Source organism: Bosea sp. NBC_00550 (assembly GCF_026020075.1).
GTDB lineage: Bacteria > Pseudomonadota > Alphaproteobacteria > Rhizobiales > Beijerinckiaceae > Allobosea.
Genome location: NZ_CP102772.1, coordinates 232,058 through 256,667, shown reverse-complemented (window position 1 = coordinate 256,667; position 24,610 = coordinate 232,058). Strand labels below are relative to the sequence as shown.

Below are 24,610 nucleotides of genomic sequence, written 5' to 3'. Positions count from 1 at the left end.
GATGCCGCAATCGGCAGGCTCCTTGCGGTCTCAACGCGGATGGGACCGCCGCCAGGCTTCGGGCCGTTCGAACTGCAGCGCCCAGAGCCCGCGCCCGGCCGCCCGCGCCTCGTCCTCCTCGGAGCGATAGGCGCCATAGGACACCGCATGGCCGTCGCGGACGAGCCTGGCGTTGATGTCGGTTTCGCCCAGTCGGCACCGGGCCAATCCGCGACCGTAGCGGTCGGCCTTGCCGATCTCGCAGGACACCAGGCCGCTCGCGAGCATCCCCTGCAGGGCACGGCGTGCTTCACGCCCGCAGGCGACCTGGCGGCCGCCGGGCCCGGCGCAGCTCTGGCGATATTCCGGGGCGTCGATCCCTTCCAGCCTCAATTCCTCGCCCAGCAGCCGCAATGAATCGCCGTCGATCGCCTGCGCTGGCCCGATGAGTGTCCGGGCCGGGCCGAGGCGGTATTGCAGGATCGCGCCGGCGAGCGCGAGAAAGCCCAAAAGCCCGAGCGCCACGACGAAATCAGCCATGCGGCCGACGCGGCGCCAGCCGAAAGGTCCGTAGCGGGAAGAGCCGAATCCGAAGGGAGCCATCAGGAAGAGCTTAACGATTTGGTGTCCATGATGGCGAGCCGTCCGTGCATGCCGCACGGCGGAACGAGGATACACGCTCCCGACCATGGCGGAAGTGACGGCCGAACAGGTGCAGCGCGGGCGCGGACCCGACCCTTCCGCAATGGCGCGCCGCAAGGTCGTTTCGCGCGAGGTCAAATCCGTGCGCGAGCGGCTGACCTCCTCGACCGGGCTCGAACGCGCCTTCGATTCCGAATTGCTGCGGGTCTTCGCGCAGTACCGCCTTTCGGGCTCCGTCGGCACGTTGGTGCTCGTCACTGGCATCGCCGCTGCCGCCTGCCTCTGGCTGCCGACGTCGCGTGTCGCGCTGTGGAGCAGCGCGGTGCTGCTGAGCACGCTCATCGTCGTCGCCCTGTCGCGCGGCTATCTGGGCAAGCCCGCCGATACGGTCCGATTGAAGCGCTGGCGCCGGCTCTTCACCGTAGCGGAAGGCCTGCACGGCCTGTCCTGGGCGCTGCTCCTGCTGCTGTTCGCGCCCGTCGAGGCGGCTGGCGCGAAGGTCTTCGTGACCACGGCGCTGCTGATCGTCAGCGCGCTCACCGTCATGCTCTCCGCGACGATCCCGATGGCTGTTTATGCCGGGTTGACGCCGATCATCGCCGGCATCATGGCGTTCTTCTGGGAGCGCCGCGATATCGACAGCGTCACGATGGCGCTCATGGCGGCCTCGGCGCAGCTCTTCTTCATCTTCCTCGCCAACCGGCTCTACGCCAGCTCGGTGGATTCGATCGGTTTCCGGGCCGAGAAGGATGCGCTGATCGCCGAACTCGAAACCGCCAACGCGAATTCCGACGAGGCCCGGCGCAAGGCGGAAGAGGCCAATCTCGCCAAGTCGCGCTTCCTCGCGACGATGAGCCACGAGCTGCGCACGCCGCTCAATGCCATCCTCGGCTTCTCCGAGGTGATGAAGAACGAGATCTTCGGCGTGCACGCCAACGCCGCCTACAAGGAATATTCGGGCGACATCCACGGCTCGGGCCAGCATCTCCTCAACCTCATCAACGAGATCCTCGATCTGTCGCGCATCGAGGCCGGCAAGTACGAGCTGAACGAGGAGGCGCTGTCGCTCGCCGGCATCGTCGACGACTGCCAGCACATGCTCGCCATGCGCGCCAAGGCGAAGGGCCAGAGCATCAGGGCACTCGCCGAGCCCGAGCTGCCGCGGGTCTGGGCCGACGAGCGCGCCATCCGGCAGGTCGTCCTCAACGTGCTCTCCAACGCGATCAAGTTCACGCCGCAGGGTGGCGAGATCACGATCAAGGTCGGCTGGACGGCGACGGGCGGCCAGTACGTCTCGGTCGCAGATACCGGGCCCGGCATCCCCGAGAACGAAATCCCGATCGTGATGCAGAGCTTCGGGCGCGGCTCGCTCGCCATCAAGACGGCCGAGCAGGGTTCGGGGCTAGGCCTGCCGATCGTCAAGGGGCTGATCGATCTGCATGGCGGCGGCTTCAGCCTGAAGTCGCGGCCGCGTGCCGGCACGGAGGTGACGATCACCCTGCCGGCCGAGCGCGTGATGGACACGCTGGCGGCCCTGCCGGAGCCGAAGTCGCGGGCGGCGTGAAGCCCATCGCCCGAATCTCGCCCCACAGTTGAGAAACATCTTTGCCGCCCCACCCCGCGGCGCCTGCCCTCTCTCCTCGGACCATCGGACCATGAACCGGAAAACGCGCGTCGCCGTGCTCTACGGCGGAAAATCGGGCGAGCACGAGGTCTCGCTGAAATCGGCGGCCTCCGTCCTGCGCTATCTCGACCGCGAGCGGTTCGAGCCCGTTCCGATCAGCATCGACAAGCAGGGCCGCTGGCAGTGCCACGATTTGCGCCGCATCGAGGTCGCGAATACCGAGAGCCTGCCGATTCCGGCCGACTCGCCCGCGATCCGGCTGGAGCCGCAGGGCGATCTCACCGCGATCCTTCCCTCCGACAGCGCCGCGCCGCCCATTCCGCCGGTGGACGTGGTGTTTCCCGTGATCCACGGCCCGCTCTGCGAGGACGGCGCGATGCAGGGCCTGCTCGAGCTTGCGGGCGCGGCCTATGTCGGCTCGGGCGTGCTCGCCTCTGCCGTCGGCATGCACAAGGACATCGCCAAGCGCCTCGCCGCGCTCGCCGGATTGCCGGTCGCGCCCTATCTTGCCCTGTCGCGGCGCGATTACCGGCGTGACCCGGAAGGTGCGGCAAAGGCCGCGAGCGAAGCGCTGACGCTGCCCGTCTTCGTCAAGCCCTGCAACATGGGCTCCAGCGTCGGCGTCCATAAGGTGAAGCGCTGGGAGGATCTCGACGCCGCGCTCGCTGACGCGTTCCAGTACGATCTCAAGGTGCTGGTCGAGCAGGGCATCGACGCCCGCGAGATCGAGATCGCGGTGCTAGACGGCGATCCGCCCGTCGCCAGCGTCGCGAGCGAGCTCAACGCCGGCCCGCAGCACGAGTTCTACTCCTACGAGGCCAAGTACATCGACCAGGACGGCGCCACCGTCGACCTGCCGGCCAAGCTCGATGCCGCGCAGATGGAGCGCGTGCGCAAGCTGGCGATCGACGCCTTCGTCGCGCTGGAATGCAGCGGGCTGGCGCGGGTCGATTTCTTCCTCGACCGGCAGAGCGGCGCCTTCTACTTCAACGAGATCAACACCCTACCGGGCTTCACCGCGATCAGCATGTATCCGAAGATGATGGAGGCCTCCGGCCTACCCTACCCGGCGCTGCTGACGCGCCTGATCGAACTGGCGCAGGAGCGCCACGCCGAGCGGGCGGGGTTGAAGACGGATTACGAGGGATAGCGTTCGCAGGAACCGCTGCCGTCATTCCGGGGCGCGCCAAAGGCGCGAGCCCGGAACCCAGAACCGATGCGGATGATTGATGGGCGAACCGGATGGTCGCCCTTTCGAGAACACTCATCGGTTCTGGGTTCCGGGCTCATTGCTGCGCAATGCCCCGGAATGACGGCGGTGGTTCCGGCGAAAGCCGAACTACCCCTTCCGCGCCACCTGCGCCTGCTCGAAGGTCGCCATGCCGGAATGGACGGCCGCAGCGGCCTTGACGAGGCCGGCCGCCAGCGCTGCGCCCGTGCCTTCGCCAAGGCGCATGTCGAGCGCCAGCAGCGGCACCTTGCCGAGGCGTGCGAGCACGTCGGCATGGGCGCCTTCGACCGAGAGATGGCCGGCGATGCAATGGTCGATGGTCGAGGGTTCGATCGCATGCAAGACCGCAGCAGCAGCCGTGACGACATAGCCGTCGAGGATCACCGGGATGCGCTGCGAGCGCGCGGCGATGATGGCGCCGCAGATCGCCGCAACCTCGCGCCCACCGAGGCGGCGCAGCACTTCGAGCGGATCCTTGAGATGGGCGCGATGCAACGCCAGCCCGGCTTCTACCGCTGCGACCTTGCGCTTCAGGCCCTCATCGTCGACGCCGGTGCCACGGCCACACCAATGCGCCGCATCGCCGCCATAGAGCGCCGCATAGATCGCCGCCGCCGAGGTGGTGTTGCCGATGCCCATCTCGCCGAGGCAAAGCAGGTCGGTGCCGCCGACGAGCGCTTCCATCCCGAAGGCCATGGTGGCGACGCAGGCGCGCTCGTCCAGCGCATCGGTCTGGGTGAAGTCGCCGGTCGGCAGGTCGAGGGCGAGGTCGAAGACCTTGAAGCCGAGATCATAGGCCGCGCAGATCTGGTTGATCGCGGCGCCGCCGGCCGCGAAGTTCTCCAGCATCTGGCGCGTCACCGATTGAGGATAGGCGGACACGCCCTGCGCTACCACGCCGTGATTGCCGGCGAAGACGCAGACCAGCGGCCGGTCGACCGTCGGCTTCGCCTTGCCCTGCCAGGCAGCGAGCCATTCGGCGATTTCCTCCATGCGGCCGAGGCTGCCGGCCGGCTTGGTGAGGTTGGCGTCGCGGGCGCGCACCGCATTCGCGGAGGCCATATCGGGGCCGGGCATCGCGGCGATGAGTTCGCGGATATCGTCGAAGGGCAATCCGGAGGCGGCCATGGCAGTTCCGTCGGGCAAAGGGCTTGGCACCACACGCTAGGCGTGGCGGCGCGGTCTGCGCTGCTGCTATAGGCTCGAGCGTGTGAAGACAATCGAGCGGAGCGGCGCAGCAGGCATGGTGGAGGTCGACACGACGACGGAGACGCCCCCGCCAAGCTGGCCGGGCTGGCCGATCGCGACCGCGATCTGCCTGCGCTTCTATTCGCGCCTGCCCGTGCCGCAGCTGCCGGGCGAGGCGGACAGCCATGCCATTCCCGATTTCCGGACCGTGCCGCGCGCCCTGCCCTTCGCCGCGCTGATCATCGCCCTCCCGGCCGCGCTCGTCGCGCTTGCGGCTGGACTGGCGGGCCTGAGCGGAATGGTCGTCGCGGGGCTTGCGCTGACTGTGCTGGTGCTGACCACCGGCGCCTTCCATGAGGACGGGCTGGCCGACACCGCAGACGGGCTGTTCGGCGGCCATACGCCGGAGCGCCGGCTGGAGATCATGAAGGACAGTCGCGTCGGCTCCTATGGCGCGCTGGCGCTGGGCCTGTCGCTGCTGTTGCGGGCGAGCCTGCTCGCGATGATCCTCGACCGCTCCGGCGCCTGGGCTGCGTCGGCAGCGGTGCTTGTCGCCGCGCCCTGGTCGCGCGCCGAGGGCCTTTTCCTGCTCGCGACGCAGCCGGCGGCACGCAGCGGCGGCGCCTCGGCTTCGGTCGGTCAGCCGACAGACCTGACGGCGCGGATCGCGCTGGCCTTGAGCCTGCTGCTGGCGAGCGGGATCACGCTGGCAGCGCATCTTCCGGTCACCGGGCTGCTTCTTGGCTTCGCGCTGGCGCACGGCGTGGCGGCGGTTCTTTCGCGGCTGGCGCGGCGGCTGATCGGCGGCCAGACGGGCGATATCCTCGGCGCGGCCCAGCAGCTCGCCGAGATCGCGATCTATCTCGGTCTGGCGCTCGCCCTGGGATGGACAGGACGGTGACCACCGCCTCGACGCCCTGCATCAAGGTCTGCGTCATCGACCCGGCGAGCAAGCTCTGCGAGGGCTGCGGGCGGACGCTGGCCAAGATCGCACAATGGGGCCGATTGAGCGAGGCCGAGCGGCTGAAAATCATGGCCGAGCTGCCGGAGCGGCTGCGGGATAAGCCATAGGGGCCCTACGTCATGCTCGGGCTTGACCCGAGCATCTCGGAAACCAGCGTCTTCTCGTCACGAGCTTCTCGGGTCTACGCTTCGCTACGCCCGAGAATGACGGCCTAAGTCTTCGCCACCGCCTCCAGCGCCTCGCCGGTCAGTCGATAGAAGACCTTCTTCGTCTGTGCGACCGCGCCGAGGCCTTCATAGAAGCGCAGCAACGGTGCATCGTCCGCATCCGCAGTCCAGTCGATGCGCTTATGGCCGCGCTCGATGGCGAGTTCCGCCAAGGCCCTCATCAGCGCGCGGCCGAGGCCCATGCCACGCGCGGCGTCGGCAACGTAGATCTCCTTCAGGAAGAAGCCGGATTTCAGCCCCGGTCCCGGATAGAGATTGCAGGCCGAGGCGAAGCCGAGGATCGCCTGCCCTTTCGCCGCGACCAGGATATCGACACCTGCCGGCAGGGCCGCGAGGCCGGCCCTGATCTCATCGAGCGGCGGGCACGGCACCGCGTAATGGCCCTGCATCTCGGCCATCAGCGCGGCCAGCGCCGGGTGGTCTGCGAGCTGAAGCAGGCGGATGACCGTTTCGCTCATAGTCCGGCTCCACCCGCTCAGTGCAGCAGCGACCAGATGAACCGGCTGGCGACGAACAGCAGGAACACGCCGAAGGCGACTTCGAGGCGCCGTTTCGAGAGCCGGTGCGCCATGCGTGCGCCGATCGGCGCCGTCCAGATCGAGGTCGGGATGAACAGGATCATGCCGATCAGCGAGACATAGCCGAGCGAGAGCGGTGGCAGGATGTCCATCTTCGGCCAGCCGGCATAGATGAAGCCGAGCGCGCCGGGGATCGAGATCAGCACGCCCAGCCCCGAGGAGGTCGCGACCGCCTGATGGATCGGGCGGCCGTAGAAGGTCATGAACAGGCTGGAAAGCTGGCCGCCACCGATACCCATCAGCGCCGAGAGTACGCCGATGAAGCCGCCATAGGCGACCATCAGCGGCTTGCCCGGCATCTCCTCGCCGAATTTCCAGCGGTCGGCCGCGAAGAGCAGGCGGATCGCAGAAATCAGCGCGACGACGACGAAGATGATCTTGAACAGGTCGGCAGGCGCATAGCGGGCGATCCAGCTGCCGACGATGACGCCGAGCACGACCGGCACGGCCCAGACCTTGAGAATGGAGAGATCGACGAGCCCCTTGGCGCGATGCGCATTGAACGAGCGGATCGAGGTTGGGATAATCACGGCGAGCGAGGTGCCGACAGCGAGTGGCATGCGCACCTCGTCGGCGACGCCGATGACGCGGAAGACCTCGTACAGCACGGGAACGATAACCGCGCCGCCGCCGACGCCGAAGACGCCGGCGAGCAGGCCGGTGGCCGCGCCGGCAAGCACCAGCGACACGGCGAGGAAGGCGAGATCGCCGAGGGGAATGCCTGCAAACATGGGGGAGTATCCGGTGGGGCTGCCCGATCTCTCGGTCATTTGGCGGGCGCGGGCAAGATGCCGCCCCTGCATGGCGGCCGCGAGAAATCGAGCCGCGTCGGGCGATGCGTCACCTTTACGCCTTGCGCCTTGCGCAGGATAGTTCTGCGCGAAGCAGGGCTCGACCCGGCCAAGCGATCCTGCTGACCTTGCTTGCCCTTCGAAAAGGAGAACCGAGCGACCGAGAACTTCGACCTTTCTGCAAATTTAAATCGTTTCAACCATAAAATCAGGAGGACACGATGTCAGAGGGCCACCGTTCGACGCATGATAATTCAAATCCCGTCTCATCCACGCAGCGGCTCTCTCGCCGCAGGCTGATCCAGGCCGCAGGCGCAAGCGCCTTCGCCGCCGCTTCCGCGCCCGTCTTCGCGCAATCCCCCACCGACCGGGCAAGCCCGCCCACCACCATCACCACGCCGCCGCGCGATTTCAGCCGCCGCGGCGCGCCGACGACCTATTTCTGGGACCCGGACGTCATCGCGGTCGATCCCTCCTTCAACGGCCTCGCCCAACCCAACGCCGCGATCCAGCGGCTCTGGACCGGCGGGCTCTGGCTCGAGGGCCCGGCCTGGAATGCGCAGGGGCGCTATCTGGTCTGGAGCGACATCCCGCGCAACCGGCAGATGCGCTGGCTCGATGACGACGGCAATGTCAGCGTATTCCGGATGCCCTCGGGCTACAGCAACGGCAACAGCTTCGACTTCCAGGGCCGGCAGCTCTCCTGCGAGCATCTGAACCGGCGCGTCGTGCGCTACGAGCTCGACGGCTCGGCGACGGTGCTGGCTGACGCCTTCGAAGGCAAGAAGCTCAATTCGCCCAACGACATCGTCGCCCATACGGACGGCAGCTACTGGTTCACCGACCCGCCCTATGGCGGGCAGCTCTATGAAGGGGCGCCGGACGCAGCCGGCGGCCCGAGCAATGCCAATGGCAAGATCAATCCCCGCCTCGGCCAACCGCCCGGCATCGGCCTCGCCAAGCGCGAACTGCCGACGAATGTCTACCGGATCGACCCGAGCGGGCGGCTCGACCTCGTCATCCGCGAAGAACAGGTTCCGGACCCGAACGGGCTGTGCTTCTCGCCCGATTTCAAGAAGCTCTACGTCGCCTCTACCGGCAAGGGACCGGGCGATACCGGCCCCGGCGGCAAGGGCGACATCCATGTCTTCGATGTCGGTGCCGACAACAAGCTGTCGAACGGGAAGGTCTTCTCGGACTGCATGATCGACGGCATCAATTGCGGGCCGGACGGCCTGCGCTGCGATGTCGAGGGCAATCTCTGGGCGTCGAGCAATGCCGGCCGGAACGTCGGCTACAACGGCGTGACCGTGTTCAACCCGGCCGGCAAGGTGATCGGCCGCATCCGGCTGCCGGAGGTCTGCGGCAACATCTGCTTCGGCGGGCCGAAGCGGAACCGCCTGTTCATGGCGGCGAGCCAGTCGATCTATGCGCTCTACCTGGCGACGCAGGGCGCCGGGCCGGGCTGAGCACGCCGGACCAGCCCGACTCCGTCACTCCGGTTCAAGCCCGGAATGACGGAGTCGTATTGCGCGTCACACGTCCAGCAGCGGTGCGAAGCCGCCATAGACGACGCGCTTGCCGTCGAAGGGCATCTTGAGCGCCCCCATGCGCGGGTCTTCCATCATCTTGCCCCAGGCGGCGGCGCGCACCGCCTTGGACGGCCACTCGACCCAGCTGAAGACCACCGTCTCGCCGGCCTGCGCCTTCACCGCGCCCTTGAAATCGGTGACCTTGCCGTCCGGTACGTCATCGCCCCAGGCATCGACGACGCGGCGGGCGCCATGCTCCTTAAACAGCGCAGCGTGCTTGACGGCGAAGCTGCGATAATCGTCCATCCGGTCATTGGGCACGGCGACGAGGACGCCGTCGAGATAGCCCATCGCGCCGCCCTCCCCTTCGTCCAGCAGCGAGGCGAAGCCGCCATAGATCATGCGCTTGCCGTCGAAGGGCATGTCCTGGCCCATCATCTCCTTCATGCGCGGATCGCTCATGATCTTCTCGTTGGCGGCGTCGCGTGTCTCCCGGTCGGGGTACTCGAACCAGGAGAAGACCACGACCTCGTCGGGCGTCGCCTTCACCGCCCCCTTGAAGTCGGTGACCTTCCCGTCCGGGACGTCGTCGCCCCAGGCCTCGACGTGGCGCCGGACGCCGAATTCCTTGAAGAGCGGCGCCGCATCGGCCGCGTGCTTGCGGTAGATGTCCTTGTTCGCGGCCGGCACAGCCACGACGAAACCATCGACATAAGCCATTTCGTTCTCCCTCACGCGCAGTCGTCGGTGCAGCCGCGCTTCAAACGTTGATATCGACCCGGAACGCTTCGCGCGCACGCGCGAAGCCCGGTATTCAGCCGCAGCAGGAGCCCACGGCAGCCAGGGGCAGGACGCTCGCGGCACCATCGGGCTTCTCGTCGTAGCGGTCGTGATGACGCATCCAGTTCATGATCGTCTCCTCGTTGCGGCCCTTGGGCGTCATGTCGAGGAAGTTGTAGGCGCCGATCAGCAGGTCGCCGCCGCGCGCATAGGTCGAGTAGGTGTGGAAGATCTCGCCCGCCTCGTTGCGGTGGAAGATGCTGAAGCCCGGCATCTCGCCGCCTTCGCCCTCATGCATCTCGTAATTGTATTCATAGCTCCCGGCCGCCTTCTCGGCCGGGCTCGGCGAGACGTGGAAGTCGTGGTTGAAGTCGCTGCCGGCCGAGGAAACCCAGGGGAACTCCCAGCCCATGCGGCGCCGGAACGGCTGGAACTCGCCATAAGACGCCCGCGAGACCACGACCAGGCTGACGTCGTGATGCTTCAGGTGCAGGTTGGCACCGTCGAAATGATCGGCGAGGAAGGAGCAGCCTTCGCAGCCTTCCTTGGCGCCCGGCCCGAACATGAAGTGATAGACGATCAGCTGGCTGTTGCCGTTGAACAGATCGGCCAGCGACAGCCGACCCTTCGGCCCCTCGAAGGCATAGTCCTTGTCGACCCTGACCCAGGGCAGTTCGCGCCGCTCGGCCGAGAGCGCATCGCGCCGGCGGGTGAACTCCTTCTCATGGGCGAGATGCGCCTTGCGGGCGGCAAGCCACTCCGCACGGGATACGATCCTGTGTTCCATCGTCTCCGCTCCTGTGCTTCCGCCGGCGCCGTGCCGGCGGCCGTTCAAATGCGTGCCCGAACAGGGCAGCGCTACGCTCCGCCTCAGGCGAAGTAGGCCTCGAGCTTGACCATGGTTCCGGTCCAGCCATGGGTGTGGCCGCGCACGGCCGCGTCGTCGAACAGCTTCTCGTGCAGCAGGGTCAGGATCGTGCCCTCGCCATCGGGCTTCAATGTGACGGTGACGCGCGAGACGCGCTCCGGCGTCGTCACCCAGGACCAGCTGAAGACGAGGCGCTCGTTCTCGACCACCTCCAGATAGCGCCCCGACACCTCATGGCGCTCGCCATTGTCTTCCCGCATCACGACGCGATAGACGCCATCGACGCGCGGATCGATCTCGGCCTCCTGGGCCACGACGTTCTCGGGCCCGAACCAGCGGACGAGCAGCTCCGGATCAGTCCATGCCCTGTAGACCTCGGCAGGCGACGCATTGAGGCGCCGTTTCATCGTGAGGCTCGGTGTCACCTGTTGATGCATCGACCCGCTCCTCTCCTCAGCCTTCGCCCTTGCGCCGCGATTCCAGCAGCGCCTCCAGCGCATCGAGCCGCTCGGTCCAGAACCGCTGATAGTGCGCCAGCCAGCCCATCGCCTCCTCCATCGGCTCCGCATTCAGACGGCAGGACACCGTGCGCCCCGCCTTCGTCCGCGTGACCAGTCCGGCATCCGAGAGCACGTCGAGATGCTTCATGATCGCCGGCAGCGAGACCGGAAACGGCTTGGCCAGTTCGCTGACGGACAGTCCGTCCTCCCGCTCCAGCCGCGCCAGCAAGGCCCTCCGCGTCGGGTCCGCCAGCGCGGAAAATGTCCGATCGAGCTGCGTCTCTTGAAACTTAACCATTGAGTTAAGTTTAGGCCCAAGCTCCGGGGCCCGTCAAGCCCCTAGGCTTCAGGCGTATCGCGGGCGATGTAGGGAAAGGCGAAGTTTGCCGCAGTGCAAGAAGGCGACCGCAATCCACTGGTACGCGCCGGCATCTGTCAAATGTGCAACTCCTGTGAATCCACGCCGCGTTGGTGAAGTCGCTCCCGAAACTCTAATGATGTGAAGAGAGAGGCATAGTGTTGCCGCGATTGTCGGTCGAGTTCCGCAATCTGACATGCGACGCCGGCTTTGCCGGCGTCGCTCAGTTTCCCGCAGCAGGGTTCTGTCGACCAGAGCATTCAGCTCGACGTGTGCAAGCGCGCCAGTTCAGCTAAGAACCTGCCGGAAAACGAGTGGCTCTGTGCCGGTCGGCTAACTTAGCACAGCGGCTCCCCCCTCCCCGCAGGCCGTCCATCGGACTTCGCGGGCGGACGAGGCGATGGGCGCGCGAATTCCCAAACGCGGAGCTTCCGGAGTTGGCGGCGGGCTCAACTGATCGCCGCAACACACTCGGCGAACCTCTCGGCTGGGGTTTGATAGAGCAAGGTCTTTCTGGGCCGTTCGTTGAGCTGACGGGCGATGGCGCTGAGCTGGGCCTGGCTTTGCAGGGACAGGTCGGTTCCGTGGGGAAGATACTGGCGCAGGAGCCGGTTGGTGTTCTCGTTCGAGCCACGTTGCCAGGGTGACCTGGGATCGCAGAAGTAGACCTCGACGTTCGAAGCGAGGGCCAGCCGCTTGTGGTCGGCCAACTCCTTGCCTCGGTCCCAGGTCAGGGACTGATAGAGTTCGCCTTGATCAGGGCGGTGATGACGCTCCCGGTGTCTTTGTTGGCGACCTTGACCAGCATCACGTAGCGCGAATGCCGCTCGACCAGCGTGGCGACGTAGCTGTTCCGGGAGCCGCCGATCAGGTCGCCTTCCCAGTGACCAGGGACCGCACGATCCTCGACGGAGGCCGGCCTTTCGCTGATGGAGACGGCGTCCCTGATCTGGCCCAGGCCGTTCCGCTTCAGGCTGGCGTGCCGGGAGCGGCGGATCGTTCGCCGGGCCCTCAGGTGGTCCAGCAGTTCCTTCTTCAGCACCCCACGGGTCTGGATGAACAGGCTGCGGTAGATCGTCTCGTGCGACACTTGATTGTGTGGCTCCCGGGGGCAGGTGCGCTTGAGCCAGCCGGCGATCTGCTCGGGCGACCAGTTCCGCTGCAGCTTGCCGGATACTGTCCGGGCCAGACCGGGTCGGCAAGCCAGCTTGCACGGCTTGGGACGCAAGGCCCGGTCCCAGGCCGCCTGATCGGAGCGCGCCGCGCGGTAGCGATCCGGCCCGCCGTTGCGCTGAACCTCGCGACTGACCGTGGACGGTGATCGGCCCAATTGCCGAGCGATCACGCGCAGCGACCGGCGGGTGCTGAGCCCTCGGGAGATTTCCTCCCGCTCGCTGAGAGTGAGCGCCCGCGGCGCCCGCCGCCGGTCTGGAGGCCGAATGCCGCCCGTCGGCGAAAGCACCGAGAACACCGAAGAGGACTCCCGATCGAACCGCCGCCCAATCGAACTCATCGACTCGCCGGCCTTCCAGCGATCCCAGATCTCAGCCCGCTGGGCCGCCGAATAGTAGATCCGCCGCCGCTGCATCATCACCCACGCTCCATCTCCAAAGGAAAAGTAGCGTGTTGCGATTACCGATTGAGACCACCACCAATTCCGGAAGCTGGCCCTCCCTTAAGCGAGCCCAGACTCAACTGAAGCAGCCAGCACGCCGACAGCCCAGTGGCCTGGTCGCGGAAGCACTTTGCCTTAACTGCGGCACTTTCAACTTTAACACTCCTGCAGTCGCTCTGAAATTTTTCAATGGGTTACGAAGCGGCTTGAGGATTAATGCGGCAAACTTCGCCTTTCCCCACAGCGATGTAGGGAAACGCAAAGTTTGCCGCGGTTGAACAAGGCGGACCACAATTTTGTTGGTTCGCGACGGCACATCTCCAAAACGGCACATCCCGAGAGCCAAATCCGGGGGTATCGGCTGGGCTCCGTCCGATGAAAATCGCGGCATAGTGCTGCCGCGATTGTCGGCCTGATCTAGCTAGGCCAGCATCCTGGTGTCGCCGCAGACCGAGATTTCCTGGCCCGAGATCGTTTTTGCGAAGGGCGACGCCAGGAAGACGATCTGCTTGGCGATGTCGGCCGGATCGACGAACTGCTTGATCGAGACGCCGGCGAAGAGCCGCTGCGTCATCTCCTCATGCGAGACGTTGAAGCTGCGCGCCTTGTTGGCGATGACGCTCTGGATGCGCGGCCCCTCGACGAGGCCGGGGCAGATCGCATTGGCGCGTATGCCGAACTCGCCGAGCTCCGCCGACAGCGCCTTGGTGAAGCCGATGACGCCCCACTTCGCCGCAGCATAGGGCGAGCGCAGCGGAAAGCCATGCTTGCCGGCCTGGCTGGAGAGATTGACGATCGAGGCGTTGCTCGACTGCTTCAGGTGCTGGACCGCGAGCCTTGTGCAGTTGAACTGCCCGGTCAGATCGATGGCGACGCAGGTATCCCAATCGGCGGGATCGATCTCGTCGACGCGGCCGGTTGGGCCCGCGATGCCGGCATTGTTGACGAGGCAATCGAGCCCGCCGAGCGCCGCAAGCGTTTCCTCGAAAAGCTGGCCGACAGCAGCGCGATCGGAGACATCGCAGACCGACTGCGTCATCCCGGGGTCGCTCTTCGCCATCTCCGCGAGTGCCGCATGGTCGACATCGCAGATATGGACCTTCGCCCCCTCCGCCGCGAAGGCACGCGCCGTCGCGCGGCCGATGCCATTGGCGCCGGCCGTCACCAGCACGCGCAAGCCCTTGATCTGCAAATCCATCCTTGCGTCTCCCGTCCAGATTGATCTCAGGCGCTGAGCTGGCCCGTTTCCTCGATATGCGCGGCGGCGGCCGTGATGTCGTCTTCCAGCGCGGCGCGCGCAGCGGCGGCGTCCTGCCTTCGCAACGCCTCCAGCAGCCGCGTATGCGCCTGCATGGCGCTTCCACCCTTGAGGCGGCGGGGCTCGTCGCGCATGTCGATGTTGAGGATCGGCCCCGCCTTGAGCCAGAGCCGCTCGATCATCTCGATCAAGCTTGGCATCCCGGCCGCCTCGTAGAGCGCGAAATGCAGGTCGCGATTGGCCGAAACGGCGCCGGCGCTGTCGGGCGGATCGGCGCTCGCGGCCTTGCGGAAGGCGGCATCGAAGGCCTCGATCCGCGCGACATCGTCGGCCGTCGCCTTGCGCGCTGCTTCTTCGGCGGCAAAACCTTCGACGACGAGGCGCAGCCGCGTCAGCTCGCGGAATTGCGCGAGCGAGAGCACGGGAACGCGTACCGCCCTGCCCGGCAGCACTTCCAGCGCCCGGTCCGCCGCAAGCCGGTTGACCGCTTCCCGCACCGGCATCATCGAGACGCCCAGCGCCTCGGCGACACGGCGCAAAGAAAGCTTCTCGCCGGGGGCGAGCCGCCCCGCCACCAGCAGCGCACGCAATTCGCCGGTGACGCGTTCGCCAAGCGTCTCGCGCTGCAGCGCGCCGATCTCGTCGAGCGCGGAGCCGTCCTGCTCCGTCGAGGAAACAGTCCGCTCTGCGGCGACCGGCAAGGGCTGGACACGGGCGATCATGTCTGCCAACTTAACTGTGATCACAGATCACGACAAGCGGCATCAGACCGCTGATCAAAATCAGCCGGCGCCAAAACGGCGCGGCGCTCGTTCTGGGAGGAACGCCAATGTCAGACCTGTTGAAGACGACCCGCTTCTCGCGCCGGCAGGCGCTGGCCGGGCTCGGCGCCGGCGCGGCGACCGGGTTGATCGCCAGCCCGTCGATCATCCTGGCGCAGACGCCGGACGCGATCCGCTTCGGCCACCTGACCCCGCGCACCGGCTTTCTCGGCCCCCTCGGCGAATATGGGGTGATGGCCGTCGACCTCGCGGTCGAGGAGATCAACGCGGCCGGCGGGGTCAACGGCCGCAAGCTCGAGGCGCTGAAGGAGGACTCTGTCAATCCGCAGACCGCCTCGACCAAGGCCGAGCGCATGATCGAGCGCGACAAGGTCGCCTGCATCATCGGCGAGATCTCTTCAGCCTCGGCGCTGACGATCGCGCAGGTCGCCGGGCGCACCAAGACGCTCTTCGTGAATACGGGCGCCAATTCGGACGCGCTGCGCGGCGAAAGCTGCAACCGCTACATGTTCCATGTCGAGCACCAGAACTCGATGTATGTGAAGAGCTGCGGCCGATCGCTGATGGCGCAGGGGCTAGTGAAGGGCAAGAAGTGGTTCTCGCTGACCGCCGACTACGCCTTCGGCCATGACCTGCTCAGGGTCGCCAAGCGCTTCATGGAAAGCAATGGCGGCCAGTTCGCCGCCGACAAGCTGGTGCCGACCGACGCGACCGACTTCTCGGCGCTGCTGCTCGAAATCCGCGCCGCCAAGCCCGATCTCGTGATCTCGAACCTCGCCGGCAACCAGATCACCAACTTCCTGAAGCAGTATTCCGAGTTCGGCCTGACCTTCCCGGTCGCGGGCTTCGGCTTCGATACCGCGCTTGCCTGGGCCGCCGGCAAGGACAATTTCGGCGGGACCTGGCCCTCGGTCTGGCACCACCTCATCGACACGCCCTCGACAAAGGCGTTCGTCGCCGCCTTCACGAAGAAATACGGCAAGCCGCCGGAGAACCAGGCCTGGGGCGACTACATTGCCGTGAAGATCATGGCGCAGTCGATGAACGAGCTGAAGAGCACGGATACGCCCAAGATCCTTGAGCATTGGGAAAAGGGCGCGAAGTTCGACGTGATGAAGCCGCGCCAGGGCTATTTCCGCGCCTCCGACCACCAGCTCATCAGCGAGATGTACACGATCACCGCCCTGCCCGCCGCGCAGGTGAAGAACCAGTGGGACCTGTTCACCTCGTCGCCGCCCGTGCCGGGCCCTGACGAGAACATGGAGGTCATCGCCACCAGCGGCGACGAGGCCGTCTGCAAGATGAGCTGAGGCCGGTTCGCCTCATCAAACCCGCGCCGTCATACCGGACAAGCGGCGCAGCCGCGCCGATCCGGGATCCATCGTAGAGCGCAGTTCCCTACGATGGATTCCAGAGCTCCGCTTCGCTGCGTCCGGGATGACGGCGCGTTTCCCAGCATCACGTTCCGACCGAAAGCCAACCCTTGCTCACCCTCTTCATCCAGCAGGTGCTGAACGGGCTGCTCGACGGGGTCTATTACCTCCTGATCGCGCTCGGCCTGTCGCTGATCTTTTCGCTGGGCGGCATCGTCAACCTGGCGCACGGCGCCTTCTATGCGATCGGCGCCTATCTCACGATCGTGCTCGCGCCCCATATCGGCTTCGGCGGCGCGATGGTCGCCTCGCCAGTACTGGTCGCGCTGATCGGCATCATCGTCGAGCGCGGGCTCTTTCAGCGCTTCTACCGATCCGATCCCATTCTCTCGCTGCTCCTGACCTTCGGCCTCGCCATGGTCGCCGAGCAGTCGCTGCGGATGATCTTCGGCGCGCCGCCGCTCTCCTTCTCGATCCCGCCGGCCCTGCGCGGCCAGATCTTCATCGGCGACTTCATCTATTCGCGTTATCGGGCGATGCTGCTGCTGATCGCGGCCGGATGCGTGCTCGGCCTCTGGTTCCTGCTCCAGCGCACCGCCTTCGGCCGCGTCGTGCGGGCGGGCGTGCAGAACCCCGACATGGTCGGCGCCCTCGGTATCTCGCTCCAGCCCTATATGGTCGCGGTTGCCGGCATCGGCATCGGGCTGGCGGGACTCGCCGGCGTGCTGCTCGCGCCGATCTATTCGATCCATCCCGCCATGGGCCAGGAGATCATCACCCCGGCCTTCGTTGTCGTCGTCATCGGCGGGCTCGGCTCGTTCTGGGGCGTCGTCGTGGCCGCCCTGATGGTCGGCGTGGTCAAGGGCATCACGATCGGGCTCGGCTACACGCAATGGTCGACCGCCGTGATCTACCTGATGATGCTCCTCGTCCTGCTGTTCAGGCCGCGCGGCCTGTTCGGCGAACGCATCCAGCGCTTCGAGTGAGGACGCGATGACACCCGCCCAGCGCGATCACGCGCCCCTCCTCATCGCCGCCGCCGGCCTTATCGGGCTGCCCTTCCTGATGCATGGCGTCGGGCTCGGCACGACCTCGGCCACCGAGATCGTCGTCTTCGCCATCGCCTGCATGGCGCTGAACATCCTGGTCGGCACGACGGGACTTGTTTCCTTTGGCCAGGGCGCCTGGTTCGGGCTTGCCGCCTATGCAGCCGGCTTGATCCAGCGCCATTGGCTGCCCGGCCAGTTCGCCCTGCCGATCCTGCTCGGCGTCGTCTTCGTCGGGCTCATCGCCTTTGCCTTCGGCGCGCTGATCCTGCGACGCAAGGGCGTCTATTTCTCGCTGCTGACGCTGGCGCTCGCCGCCATGACCTATTCGGTCGCGTTCCGCTGGACGGCGGTGACCGGCGGCGAGGACGGACTCGGCGGCATCAGGCGCCCGCTCTTCCTCGGCATCGATTTCGAGCAGGCGTCGAACTTCTACATCCTCGTCGCCGTCATCGGCATGGCGGTGGTCTACGGGCTGTGGCGCTTCCATCGTTCGCCGGTCGGCACGGTGCTGGTCGCGATCCGCGAGAACGAGCAGCGGGCGCGTTTCCTCGGCTACGCCACCGATCGCTACAAGCTGATCGCCTTCACGCTCTCGGCAGCGCTGACGGGGCTCGCCGGCACGCTGCTGCTCTTCAACAACCGCATGACCTCAGCCGAACCGATCTCGGTCGCGTTCTCCGGCGAATTGCTGGCGATGGTCGTGATCGGCGGCATGCGTTCCTTCCTGGGGCCGGCGCTCGGCGCGCTCTTCTTCGTGATCTTCCGCGACTATCTCTCCAGCATCACGCCGAACTGGCTGTTCTGGTTCGGCCTGCTTTTCGTCGCCTTCATCGTGTTCTCCCCGACCGGCCTCGTCGGCGTCGGCGAGCGGATGCTGCGGCCCTTCCGCAAGCAGGTTGCGGGCGATGCGGCGATGTCCGAGCGCAAGGCCGGCAGCGTGACGCTGCCCGCCTTCATGAAACCCGACGATGCCGGAGACGGGCCGATCCTGACCGCGACCGGGCTCGCCAAGAGCTTCGGCGGCATCAAGGCTGTCGAGGGTGTCGATCTCACCATGGCCGACCGGCGGCTGCATGCGCTGATCGGCCCCAATGGTGCCGGCAAGACTACCGCCTTCAACCTGATCTCGGGGATGTTCGCGCCCGACCGGGGCGAGGTCCGCCTGCGCGACCGCCAGATCGGCGGGCTCTCGCCCGAAGCCGTTACCCGGGCGGGTATCGGGCGCGCCTTCCAGATCACCAACCTGTTCCCGACGCTCTCGGTCGAGGAGAATGTCCGTCTCGCCGTCCAGGCGCGTGCCAGCGAGCGCTTCGGATTCTGGCGGCCCGCCGGCTCGCTCGATGAGGTCAACACGCAGACGACGACGGTCATCGACACGATGGGCCTGCGCGGGATCGAAACGGCCGAAGCCGGCTCGCTGAGCTATGGCGGCCAGCGGCTGCTCGACATGTCTCTGGCGCTCGCGACGAAGCCGCGCGTGCTTCTGCTCGACGAGCCGCTCGCGGGGCTGGCGGCGGCCGAGCGCGAGCGCGTCGGCAATCTGATCAAGTCGATCTCGACCGACCTGCCCGTCCTGCTGGTCGAGCACGACATCGACCGCGTCTTCGCCATCGCCGACCATGTCACCGTGATGAACGAGGGCTCGGTTCTGGTCGACGGCACGGTCGAGGATGCGCGCTCGTCGCCGCGCGTGCAGGAGGTCTATATCGGCTCGGGCGCCCATGCGCTGGCGGAGAAGCCACGCCAGAGCGCCGCGCGCCACGGCGTGCTGCTCGGGCTCGACAAGGTCGATACCTTCTACGGCAAGAGCCACATCCTCCGGCAGGTCTCTCTCGACGTGCACGAGAACGAGATCGTCGCACTGCTCGGCCGCAACGGCGCGGGCAAATCGACCCTGCTCAAGACGATCACCGGCATCGCCCCGCCGGCAGCCGGCACGATCACGCTGGCAGGCCAGGACATGTTGGGAGGCAGAAATTTGGCCGGCCAGCCGCCTGCCACGATCGCCCGCGCCGGCATCGCCTATGTGCCGCAGGGGCGCGGCCTCTTCGCCGGTATGAGCGTCAAGGACAACATGGAACTCGGCCGGCTCAAGCGGATGACCGGCAACGGCTCGCGCTGGGAGGACGAGAAGATCTTCGCCTTCTTCCCACGCATCAAGCAGCGCTGGCATTCGCCGGCCGACTACCTCTCGGGCGGCGAACAGCAGATGGTGGCGGTGGCACGGGCGCTGTCGGGCGACACCCGCGTGCTGCTGCTGGACGAGCCCTTCGAGGGGCTGGCGCCGGCCGTGGTCGAGGAATTGTTCGAGGCCTTCGACAAGCTCAGGCAGGAGATCGCCATCGTCATCGTCGACCACCATCTCGACCTGGCACTGGCGCTGTCGGACCGCACCGTCGTGCTGGAACGCGGCAGCGTCGTCCATACCGGCCCCTCGCGCGCACTTAGCCAGGATCTGGCGCTCAGGCGGCAGGTGTTGTGGCTGTGACGTCGGTTCCATTCCACCGTCATTCCGGGGCTTCGCGCAGCGAAGAGCCCGGAACCCATAAGCGCTGCCGGCTCCGAATGAATCGCGGCCGTCGGCGCGCCTTGCCAACAACCACCTGCAGTTATGGGTTACAGGCTCACGCCTGCGGCGTGCCCCGGAATGACGCGGTGGTTTCCGTACTTCCGAATCGGGATCGCCTCGCATGACCAACATCGCTATCGTCGGCTCCGGGCTCATCGGCCGTGCCTGGGCCACCGTCTTCGCCAGCCATGGCTTCGCCATCGCGCTGTATGACGTCGCGCCGGGAGCGGCCGAAGCGGCGCGCGCCCATATCGGGACCAATCTCGAGGAACTCGCCGGGCACGGCCTCGTCGATGACCCCAAAGGCTCGCTCGCCCGCATCCGGGTCGCCTCCGACCTAGCGGACGTCCTGACGGGCGCCGACCTCGTCCAGGAAAACGGGCCGGAAACCGTGGAGGCCAAGCAGAAGTTGTTTGCGGAGATGGATACGCTGGCGCCGGCCTCGACCATCCTGGCGTCCTCGACCTCCTTCATCATGGCCTCCGTCTTCAGTGAGAGCCTGAAAGGCCGCGCCCGCTGCCTCGTCGCGCATCCGGTCAATCCGCCGCATCTGGTGCCGATCGTCGAGCTGGCGCCCGCGCCCTGGACCGACCCAGCCGTCGTCGAGCGGGCCAAGGCGATCTATGAGCAAGCCGGACAGGTCGCCATCATGCTGCGCAAGGAGAAGCCCGGCTTCGTGCTGAACCGCCTGCAAGCCGTGCTGCTGGCCGAGGCCTTCCGGCTCGTCGGCGAGGGCGTGGCCAGCGCCGAGGATGTCGACAAGACGATCCGCGACGGGCTTGGGCTGCGCTGGTCCTTCATGGGGCCGTTCGAGACGATCGAACTCAATGCGCCCGGCGGCATTCCCGACTACTGCGCCCGCTATGGCGCCTCGCTGACCCGCATGGTGGCCGACAGCGCCGGCGGGGATCCCTTCGGCCCGGAGACGGTCGCCACCGTGATGAGCGAGTGGCCGGGCACGCAATCGCCCGATCGCGTGAAGCGGCTGAGCGACTGGCGCGACACGCGCCTGGCGGCATTGCAGGCGCATAAGCGCGGTTCGCCACGCAAGCCCGACTGACGCCGCCCGATTTCCGTTCAAGACACAGCCTGAAGGGACACCACGCCATGGCGAAGAACCGCAAAGTCATCATCACCTGCGCGGTCACCGGCGCGATCCACACGCCCTCGATGTCGCCCTATCTGCCGGTGACGGCCGACGAGATCATCGACGCGGCGGTCGGCGCGGCCGAGGCCGGCGCGGCGCTGGTCCATGTCCATGCCCGCAACCCCAAGACCGGCCAGCCCGACCAGTCGCCCGAGGCCTTCGAGCCCTTCCTGAAGGTGATCAAGCAGCGCTCGAACTGCGTCATCAACATCACCACCGGCGGCGCGCCCACCATGAGCGTCGAGGAGCGGCTCGGCCCCTGCGCTCATTTCAAGCCGGAGGTCGCCTCGCTCAACATGGGCTCGATGAATTTCGGCCTCTATCCGATGCTGGCCCGGTTCAAGGACTTCAAGCACGACTGGGAGCGGCCCTATCTCGAAGGCTCGAAGGACCGGATCTTCAAGAACACCTTCCAGGACATCGAGAACATCCTGACCACCTGCGCCGAGAACAACACCCGCTTCGAGATCGAGTGCTACGACATCGGCCATCTCTACACGCTGGCCCATTTCGTCGATCGCGGGCTGGTGAAGCCGCCCTTCTTCGTCCAGTCGGTCTTCGGCATCCTCGGCGGCATCGGCCCGCATCCGGAAGACGTCATCCACATGAAGCGCACCGCCGACCGGCTCTTCGGCGACCAGTATCAGTGGTCGGTGCTGGGCGCGGGCCGGCACCAGCTCCCGATCGCCGCCATGGCGGTCTCGATGGGCGGCAATCTGCGCGTCGGGCTGGAGGATTCGCTCTGGCTCGGACCGGGGCAGTTCGCCAAGTCGAATGCCGACCAGGTCAAGGCCGCGCGGATGATCATCGAGGGTCTCGGCCTCGAGGTCGCGACGCCGGACGACGCCCGCGAGGTGCTGCAGCTCAAGGGCGCCGACAAGGTCGCGTTCTGATCATCTGACATATCAAGGCGGTCGGAATTGGCCGGAAATCGCGCCGCTATTCGTTCCATCGGATCACGGCGCGTCCGCTGGTGACGTCCCTCACCAGCTGGGAGACCAGATCGGCCTCCGCCTTTGGAACGGACACCGACAGCACTGCGCCGGTGTTCGTGAAGGCCTGATCAAGCACCTGCACCCCCGGCCGATCACCAAGCCGCGCCTGAACGCGCGCCAGGTCGCCGAATGCACAGGTTATCATCGCCGAGGCAGCCTCGATCAGCACCGTCTTCTCGGCGCCGCGCAAGCACAGGGCGGCCGTGCCGCCGTAAGCCCGGACCAGTCCGCCGCTGCCCAACAGGACGCCGCCAAACCAGCGCGTCACGACAACGGCGACGCCATCGAGCGCTTGCCCGTCGATTGCCGCTAGGATCGGCTTTCCCGCGGTGCCGCTCGGCTCGCCGTCATCGTTGAAGCGGTAGCTCGGTCCGCAACGCCATGCCCAGCAATTGTGATTGGCCGTCCGATCGGACTGCGCAGCAACAAAGTCCCTGGCGGCTGCTTCATCCACGACAGGAGCGGCGGTCGCAACGAAGCAGCTCTTCTTGATGTCCTGCCGGAACGAAAAGGACCCAAGGAGTGTAAAGCGGGTTTCCATGCGTCCATGTACCGGCTCAAGAGCAATCCGGGCCAGTGCCAATGACAGTTAAGACACGCCGGGGTTCGGGCAGTTCCTCTAACCTGAAGGCCGCGATCAGTCTGCGAATGCAGCGCCGACGCCGTGCCAGATTTGATCCTTTAGCGTGATGAGCGGAGGCGCGGGAATGGTCACGGGCGGCTCGACACGCCTGATGCCATCGGCCACCAAGGTGGCGATAGAGATCTCCCCATCGGTATAATAGGGATCGCCTTCGCCATTCCGGCCGAACAGGGTCGGGCCTGCTCCGGAAATCTGGAAGAAGTCCTGGACCATGCCGGCCTTGCCGAGGTCACGCATCAGCATGTCACGCTCGGCATCGATGTTGGGTGCAATGTGGTGCGTCACCTGACCGGTGTCATGGCTGAAGCCTACGCCCCGGTCGAAGGTAACCGAGCCGAGCCAGACTGGCCGCCCACCGTTCCCCTTCTCAAGGACCATCCAGAACCGCACGTGGTGTCGGCGGTCAGCGCTCGTGCCCTCGGGCTTTTCGAATGCGAGCTGTTCTTTTCTTCCATCGTAGTACAGCGAGCTGACAGGCGCGTCATGATAGGGCCGGTCGAGCATCACGCTGCCGACGATCTCGATGCTCGTCCGCAATGTAATCGGGTCGGCCGGATACCAGCCTGCCGCGTGCATGGCGCGCAGGGCGTCATCTTTGCTGCCGACGAACCCGACATTAAGCGCGTCGCCTGGAATACCGCTTGATGTACGTGTCACCATGGGCAAGGCGGCGAGGCCGGGTTCATGTTCATGGTGCCGCCACAGGAGGGGTAGTATCAGATAGGCCAGCAGCAGGTAGCCGAGCGCACCTGTCAGAACGATCCACCACCGACGCCTGATCGCGATCTGTCCCATTTCTGACGTCAACTCGATTGCAATCACCGCAATCTGCGCGGCCCACTGGCGAAACTCGCTGCCTGTGCAGGCTACTCCCCTGCAAAACGCGCCGTCTATTGTCTCTCGGTGCCCACCTTCGCTTCAGCGCCGCATAGCAGGCGACCTTTCAGAAATAGGCGCTGACCAGCGCAAGGCGATCGCAACGCTCTGGCAACAACTCTATCTGACGTCAGATAGAGGAGAGAAATCCATGAAAAGCTTATGGCGCTGCGGTATTCGAACTCCCCTGATCTGCCGTTAGTGGTAGCGCATGCCACTTTCAGGGGGCCGGACACTGCCGCTATTCCGGAACTCATTCGATGGCGCCCCGGCCCAAAGCCGGCGTCATCGTTTCTGATGTAGAGCGGCTGATGGTCACCCGCGCAGCAGTAGCTCGACAAGCGCCTGGGTGTTCTTGGCGTTGTATTTCCTGAGCAGGCGGGTCCGGTAGATGTCCACTGTGCGCGGACTGATATCCAGCGCCTTCGCCACCTCTTTTCCGGTCTTTCCATCGATGAGGAGGGTAGCGACATCTCGCTCCCGTGGAGTCAGGGTCGACCTCAACGACCCACCCGATTGCTGATTTCTGTCCAGTTCCGAAAAGACCCACAGCGTGTGCGCGTGCGCCAGTTCCGGCGTGTAGGTGAAGCCGCTGACCCGAACCCAAAACAAGTCGCCGTCGAGCCGGCGCATGACTCGATCATCCGTGTAGCTGCGCTCGTTGGCCAAGCGCTCGCCGACGCGAGCGCCCGTCTCTTCGTAATCAGACTGCGTGGGATAAAGCCGCTCAAACGTCTCACCGACCATCTCGGCGATTGCGCCGCGGAATATTCGGGCGAACTCGTGGTTGCAGGCCACGATGACCCGCCTCTTGCCGACGGCCAAGCCCACCGGCGCATTCTCGAAGGCCTCCCGATAATCCACGTCTATCGCAGCCAATTCCATGCGCTATTCCGGCTGAAATGCCGCCCGAACACTTAAGTGTTCAACACCTATAGCATTAAGTGTTTAGGTATCATAGCGTCCAGCGATAAGAGCCGAGGTCGCCATGCGGCGTCGAGCAGATGAAGGGTCGACGAGTTTCGTCGAAGCCCTCGGGGA

At 66.1% G+C, this 24,610-nt stretch carries 23 protein-coding genes and 1 pseudogene; 10 read left to right on the top strand and 14 right to left on the bottom strand.

Annotation, left to right across the window (positions count from 1 at the left end):
- Positions 1-30: 30 nt before the first annotated feature.
- Complete coding sequence (locus tag NWE53_RS01255) at positions 31-582, bottom strand: thermonuclease family protein (RefSeq protein WP_265052587.1); 552 nt, start codon at positions 580-582, stop codon at positions 31-33.
- A gap of 85 nt (positions 583-667) precedes the next feature.
- Here NWE53_RS01255 and NWE53_RS01250 point away from each other — a divergent pair, with 85 nt between their 5' ends.
- Both NWE53_RS01250 and NWE53_RS01245 read left to right on the top strand, forming a co-directional pair.
- A complete protein-coding gene (locus NWE53_RS01250; protein ID WP_265052586.1) occupies positions 668-2,185 on the top strand; it encodes a sensor histidine kinase in 1,518 nt (505 codons plus the stop codon).
- Positions 2,186-2,276: 91 nt separating this feature from the next.
- On the top strand, positions 2,277-3,395 hold the full coding sequence (locus tag NWE53_RS01245; protein WP_265052585.1) for a D-alanine--D-alanine ligase family protein: 1,119 nt from the start codon (positions 2,277-2,279) through the stop codon (positions 3,393-3,395).
- Between the two features lie 189 nt (positions 3,396-3,584).
- On the opposite strand, the gene cobT is transcribed toward NWE53_RS01245, so the two are convergent.
- Positions 3,585-4,604 carry a nicotinate-nucleotide--dimethylbenzimidazole phosphoribosyltransferase gene (cobT, locus tag NWE53_RS01240; RefSeq protein ID WP_265052584.1) on the bottom strand — a complete coding sequence of 340 codons (1,020 nt, stop codon included), beginning with the start codon at positions 4,602-4,604 and terminating at the stop codon, positions 3,585-3,587.
- Positions 4,605-4,719: 115 nt separating this feature from the next.
- Between cobT and NWE53_RS01235 the strand changes: the two genes are divergently transcribed.
- Both NWE53_RS01235 and NWE53_RS01230 read left to right on the top strand, forming a co-directional pair.
- The gene (locus NWE53_RS01235) at positions 4,720-5,565 is read left to right on the top strand and encodes an adenosylcobinamide-GDP ribazoletransferase (protein ID WP_265052583.1); all 846 of its coding nucleotides are present in this window, start codon (positions 4,720-4,722) and stop codon (positions 5,563-5,565) included.
- Entirely contained in the window at positions 5,562-5,735 is a 174-nt protein-coding gene (locus NWE53_RS01230; RefSeq protein ID WP_442864926.1) for a DUF1289 domain-containing protein, read from the top strand. The genes NWE53_RS01235 and NWE53_RS01230 overlap by 4 nt, the downstream gene beginning before the upstream one ends.
- Before the next feature lie 104 nt (positions 5,736-5,839).
- Here NWE53_RS01230 and NWE53_RS01225 read toward each other — a convergent pair whose 3' ends face one another.
- Positions 5,840-6,313, bottom strand: coding sequence for a GNAT family N-acetyltransferase (locus tag NWE53_RS01225; RefSeq protein ID WP_265052581.1), 474 nt, complete (start codon positions 6,311-6,313; stop codon positions 5,840-5,842).
- A gap of 17 nt (positions 6,314-6,330) precedes the next feature.
- A complete protein-coding gene (locus tag NWE53_RS01220) occupies positions 6,331-7,164 on the bottom strand; it encodes a sulfite exporter TauE/SafE family protein (RefSeq protein WP_265052580.1) in 834 nt (277 codons plus the stop codon).
- Positions 7,165-7,445: 281 nt separating this feature from the next.
- On the opposite strand from NWE53_RS01220, the gene NWE53_RS01215 reads away from it, so the two are divergent.
- Positions 7,446-8,693 (top strand): SMP-30/gluconolactonase/LRE family protein, encoded by a 1,248-nt coding sequence (locus NWE53_RS01215; RefSeq protein ID WP_265052579.1) that lies wholly within the window; start codon positions 7,446-7,448, stop codon positions 8,691-8,693.
- 66 nt (positions 8,694-8,759) lie between these two features.
- Here the strand turns inward: NWE53_RS01215 and NWE53_RS01210 are convergent, their stop codons facing one another.
- The 7 genes and pseudogenes from NWE53_RS01210 to NWE53_RS01180 all read right to left on the bottom strand — a co-directional run bounded on the left by NWE53_RS01210 (position 8,760) and on the right by NWE53_RS01180 (position 14,857).
- Positions 8,760-9,476, bottom strand: coding sequence for a DUF1428 domain-containing protein (locus NWE53_RS01210; protein WP_265052578.1), 717 nt, complete (start codon positions 9,474-9,476; stop codon positions 8,760-8,762).
- A 94-nt stretch (positions 9,477-9,570) separates the two neighbouring features.
- A complete protein-coding gene (locus NWE53_RS01205; RefSeq protein WP_265052577.1) occupies positions 9,571-10,323 on the bottom strand; it encodes a DUF899 domain-containing protein in 753 nt (250 codons plus the stop codon).
- Between the two features lie 83 nt (positions 10,324-10,406).
- Positions 10,407-10,811, bottom strand: a complete 405-nt coding sequence (locus tag NWE53_RS01200) for an SRPBCC family protein (protein ID WP_265052576.1) — start codon at positions 10,809-10,811, stop codon at positions 10,407-10,409.
- 46 nt (positions 10,812-10,857) lie between these two features.
- Positions 10,858-11,202: an ArsR/SmtB family transcription factor gene (locus NWE53_RS01195; protein WP_265052575.1), complete on the bottom strand. Its 345-nt coding sequence runs from the start codon at positions 11,200-11,202 to the stop codon at positions 10,858-10,860.
- Between the two features lie 509 nt (positions 11,203-11,711).
- A pseudogene (locus NWE53_RS01190) lies at positions 11,712-12,853 on the bottom strand (IS30 family transposase).
- A gap of 445 nt (positions 12,854-13,298) precedes the next feature.
- Positions 13,299-14,075 carry an SDR family oxidoreductase gene (locus NWE53_RS01185; RefSeq protein ID WP_265052574.1) on the bottom strand — a complete coding sequence of 259 codons (777 nt, stop codon included), beginning with the start codon at positions 14,073-14,075 and terminating at the stop codon, positions 13,299-13,301.
- A gap of 26 nt (positions 14,076-14,101) precedes the next feature.
- A complete protein-coding gene (locus tag NWE53_RS01180) occupies positions 14,102-14,857 on the bottom strand; it encodes a GntR family transcriptional regulator (protein ID WP_265052573.1) in 756 nt (251 codons plus the stop codon).
- A 107-nt stretch (positions 14,858-14,964) separates the two neighbouring features.
- Between NWE53_RS01180 and NWE53_RS01175 the strand changes: the two genes are divergently transcribed.
- The 5 genes from NWE53_RS01175 (at position 14,965) to kce (ending at position 21,948) form a co-directional block, all read left to right on the top strand.
- The gene (locus NWE53_RS01175; RefSeq protein ID WP_265052572.1) at positions 14,965-16,227 is read left to right on the top strand and encodes an ABC transporter substrate-binding protein; all 1,263 of its coding nucleotides are present in this window, start codon (positions 14,965-14,967) and stop codon (positions 16,225-16,227) included.
- A 173-nt stretch (positions 16,228-16,400) separates the two neighbouring features.
- Positions 16,401-17,276: a branched-chain amino acid ABC transporter permease gene (locus tag NWE53_RS01170; RefSeq protein ID WP_265052571.1), complete on the top strand. Its 876-nt coding sequence runs from the start codon at positions 16,401-16,403 to the stop codon at positions 17,274-17,276.
- Between the two features lie 7 nt (positions 17,277-17,283).
- Positions 17,284-19,827, top strand: coding sequence for a branched-chain amino acid ABC transporter ATP-binding protein/permease (locus NWE53_RS01165; RefSeq protein WP_265052570.1), 2,544 nt, complete (start codon positions 17,284-17,286; stop codon positions 19,825-19,827).
- A gap of 202 nt (positions 19,828-20,029) precedes the next feature.
- Positions 20,030-20,968 carry a 3-hydroxyacyl-CoA dehydrogenase gene (locus NWE53_RS01160; protein WP_265052569.1) on the top strand — a complete coding sequence of 313 codons (939 nt, stop codon included), beginning with the start codon at positions 20,030-20,032 and terminating at the stop codon, positions 20,966-20,968.
- Between the two features lie 47 nt (positions 20,969-21,015).
- The gene (gene kce / locus NWE53_RS01155) at positions 21,016-21,948 is read left to right on the top strand and encodes a 3,5-dioxohexanoate:acetyl-CoA acetone transferase (protein ID WP_265052568.1); all 933 of its coding nucleotides are present in this window, start codon (positions 21,016-21,018) and stop codon (positions 21,946-21,948) included.
- Positions 21,949-21,994: 46 nt separating this feature from the next.
- Here kce and NWE53_RS01150 read toward each other — a convergent pair whose 3' ends face one another.
- The 3 genes from NWE53_RS01150 to NWE53_RS01140 form a co-directional block, all read right to left on the bottom strand.
- The gene (locus NWE53_RS01150) at positions 21,995-22,591 is read right to left on the bottom strand and encodes an IMPACT family protein (RefSeq protein ID WP_265052567.1); all 597 of its coding nucleotides are present in this window, start codon (positions 22,589-22,591) and stop codon (positions 21,995-21,997) included.
- 96 nt (positions 22,592-22,687) lie between these two features.
- Positions 22,688-23,488, bottom strand: coding sequence for an LssY C-terminal domain-containing protein (locus NWE53_RS01145; RefSeq protein ID WP_265055050.1), 801 nt, complete (start codon positions 23,486-23,488; stop codon positions 22,688-22,690).
- Between the two features lie 396 nt (positions 23,489-23,884).
- Positions 23,885-24,454: a LuxR C-terminal-related transcriptional regulator gene (locus tag NWE53_RS01140; RefSeq protein ID WP_265052566.1), complete on the bottom strand. Its 570-nt coding sequence runs from the start codon at positions 24,452-24,454 to the stop codon at positions 23,885-23,887.
- Between the last annotated feature and the right edge of the window lie 156 nt (positions 24,455-24,610).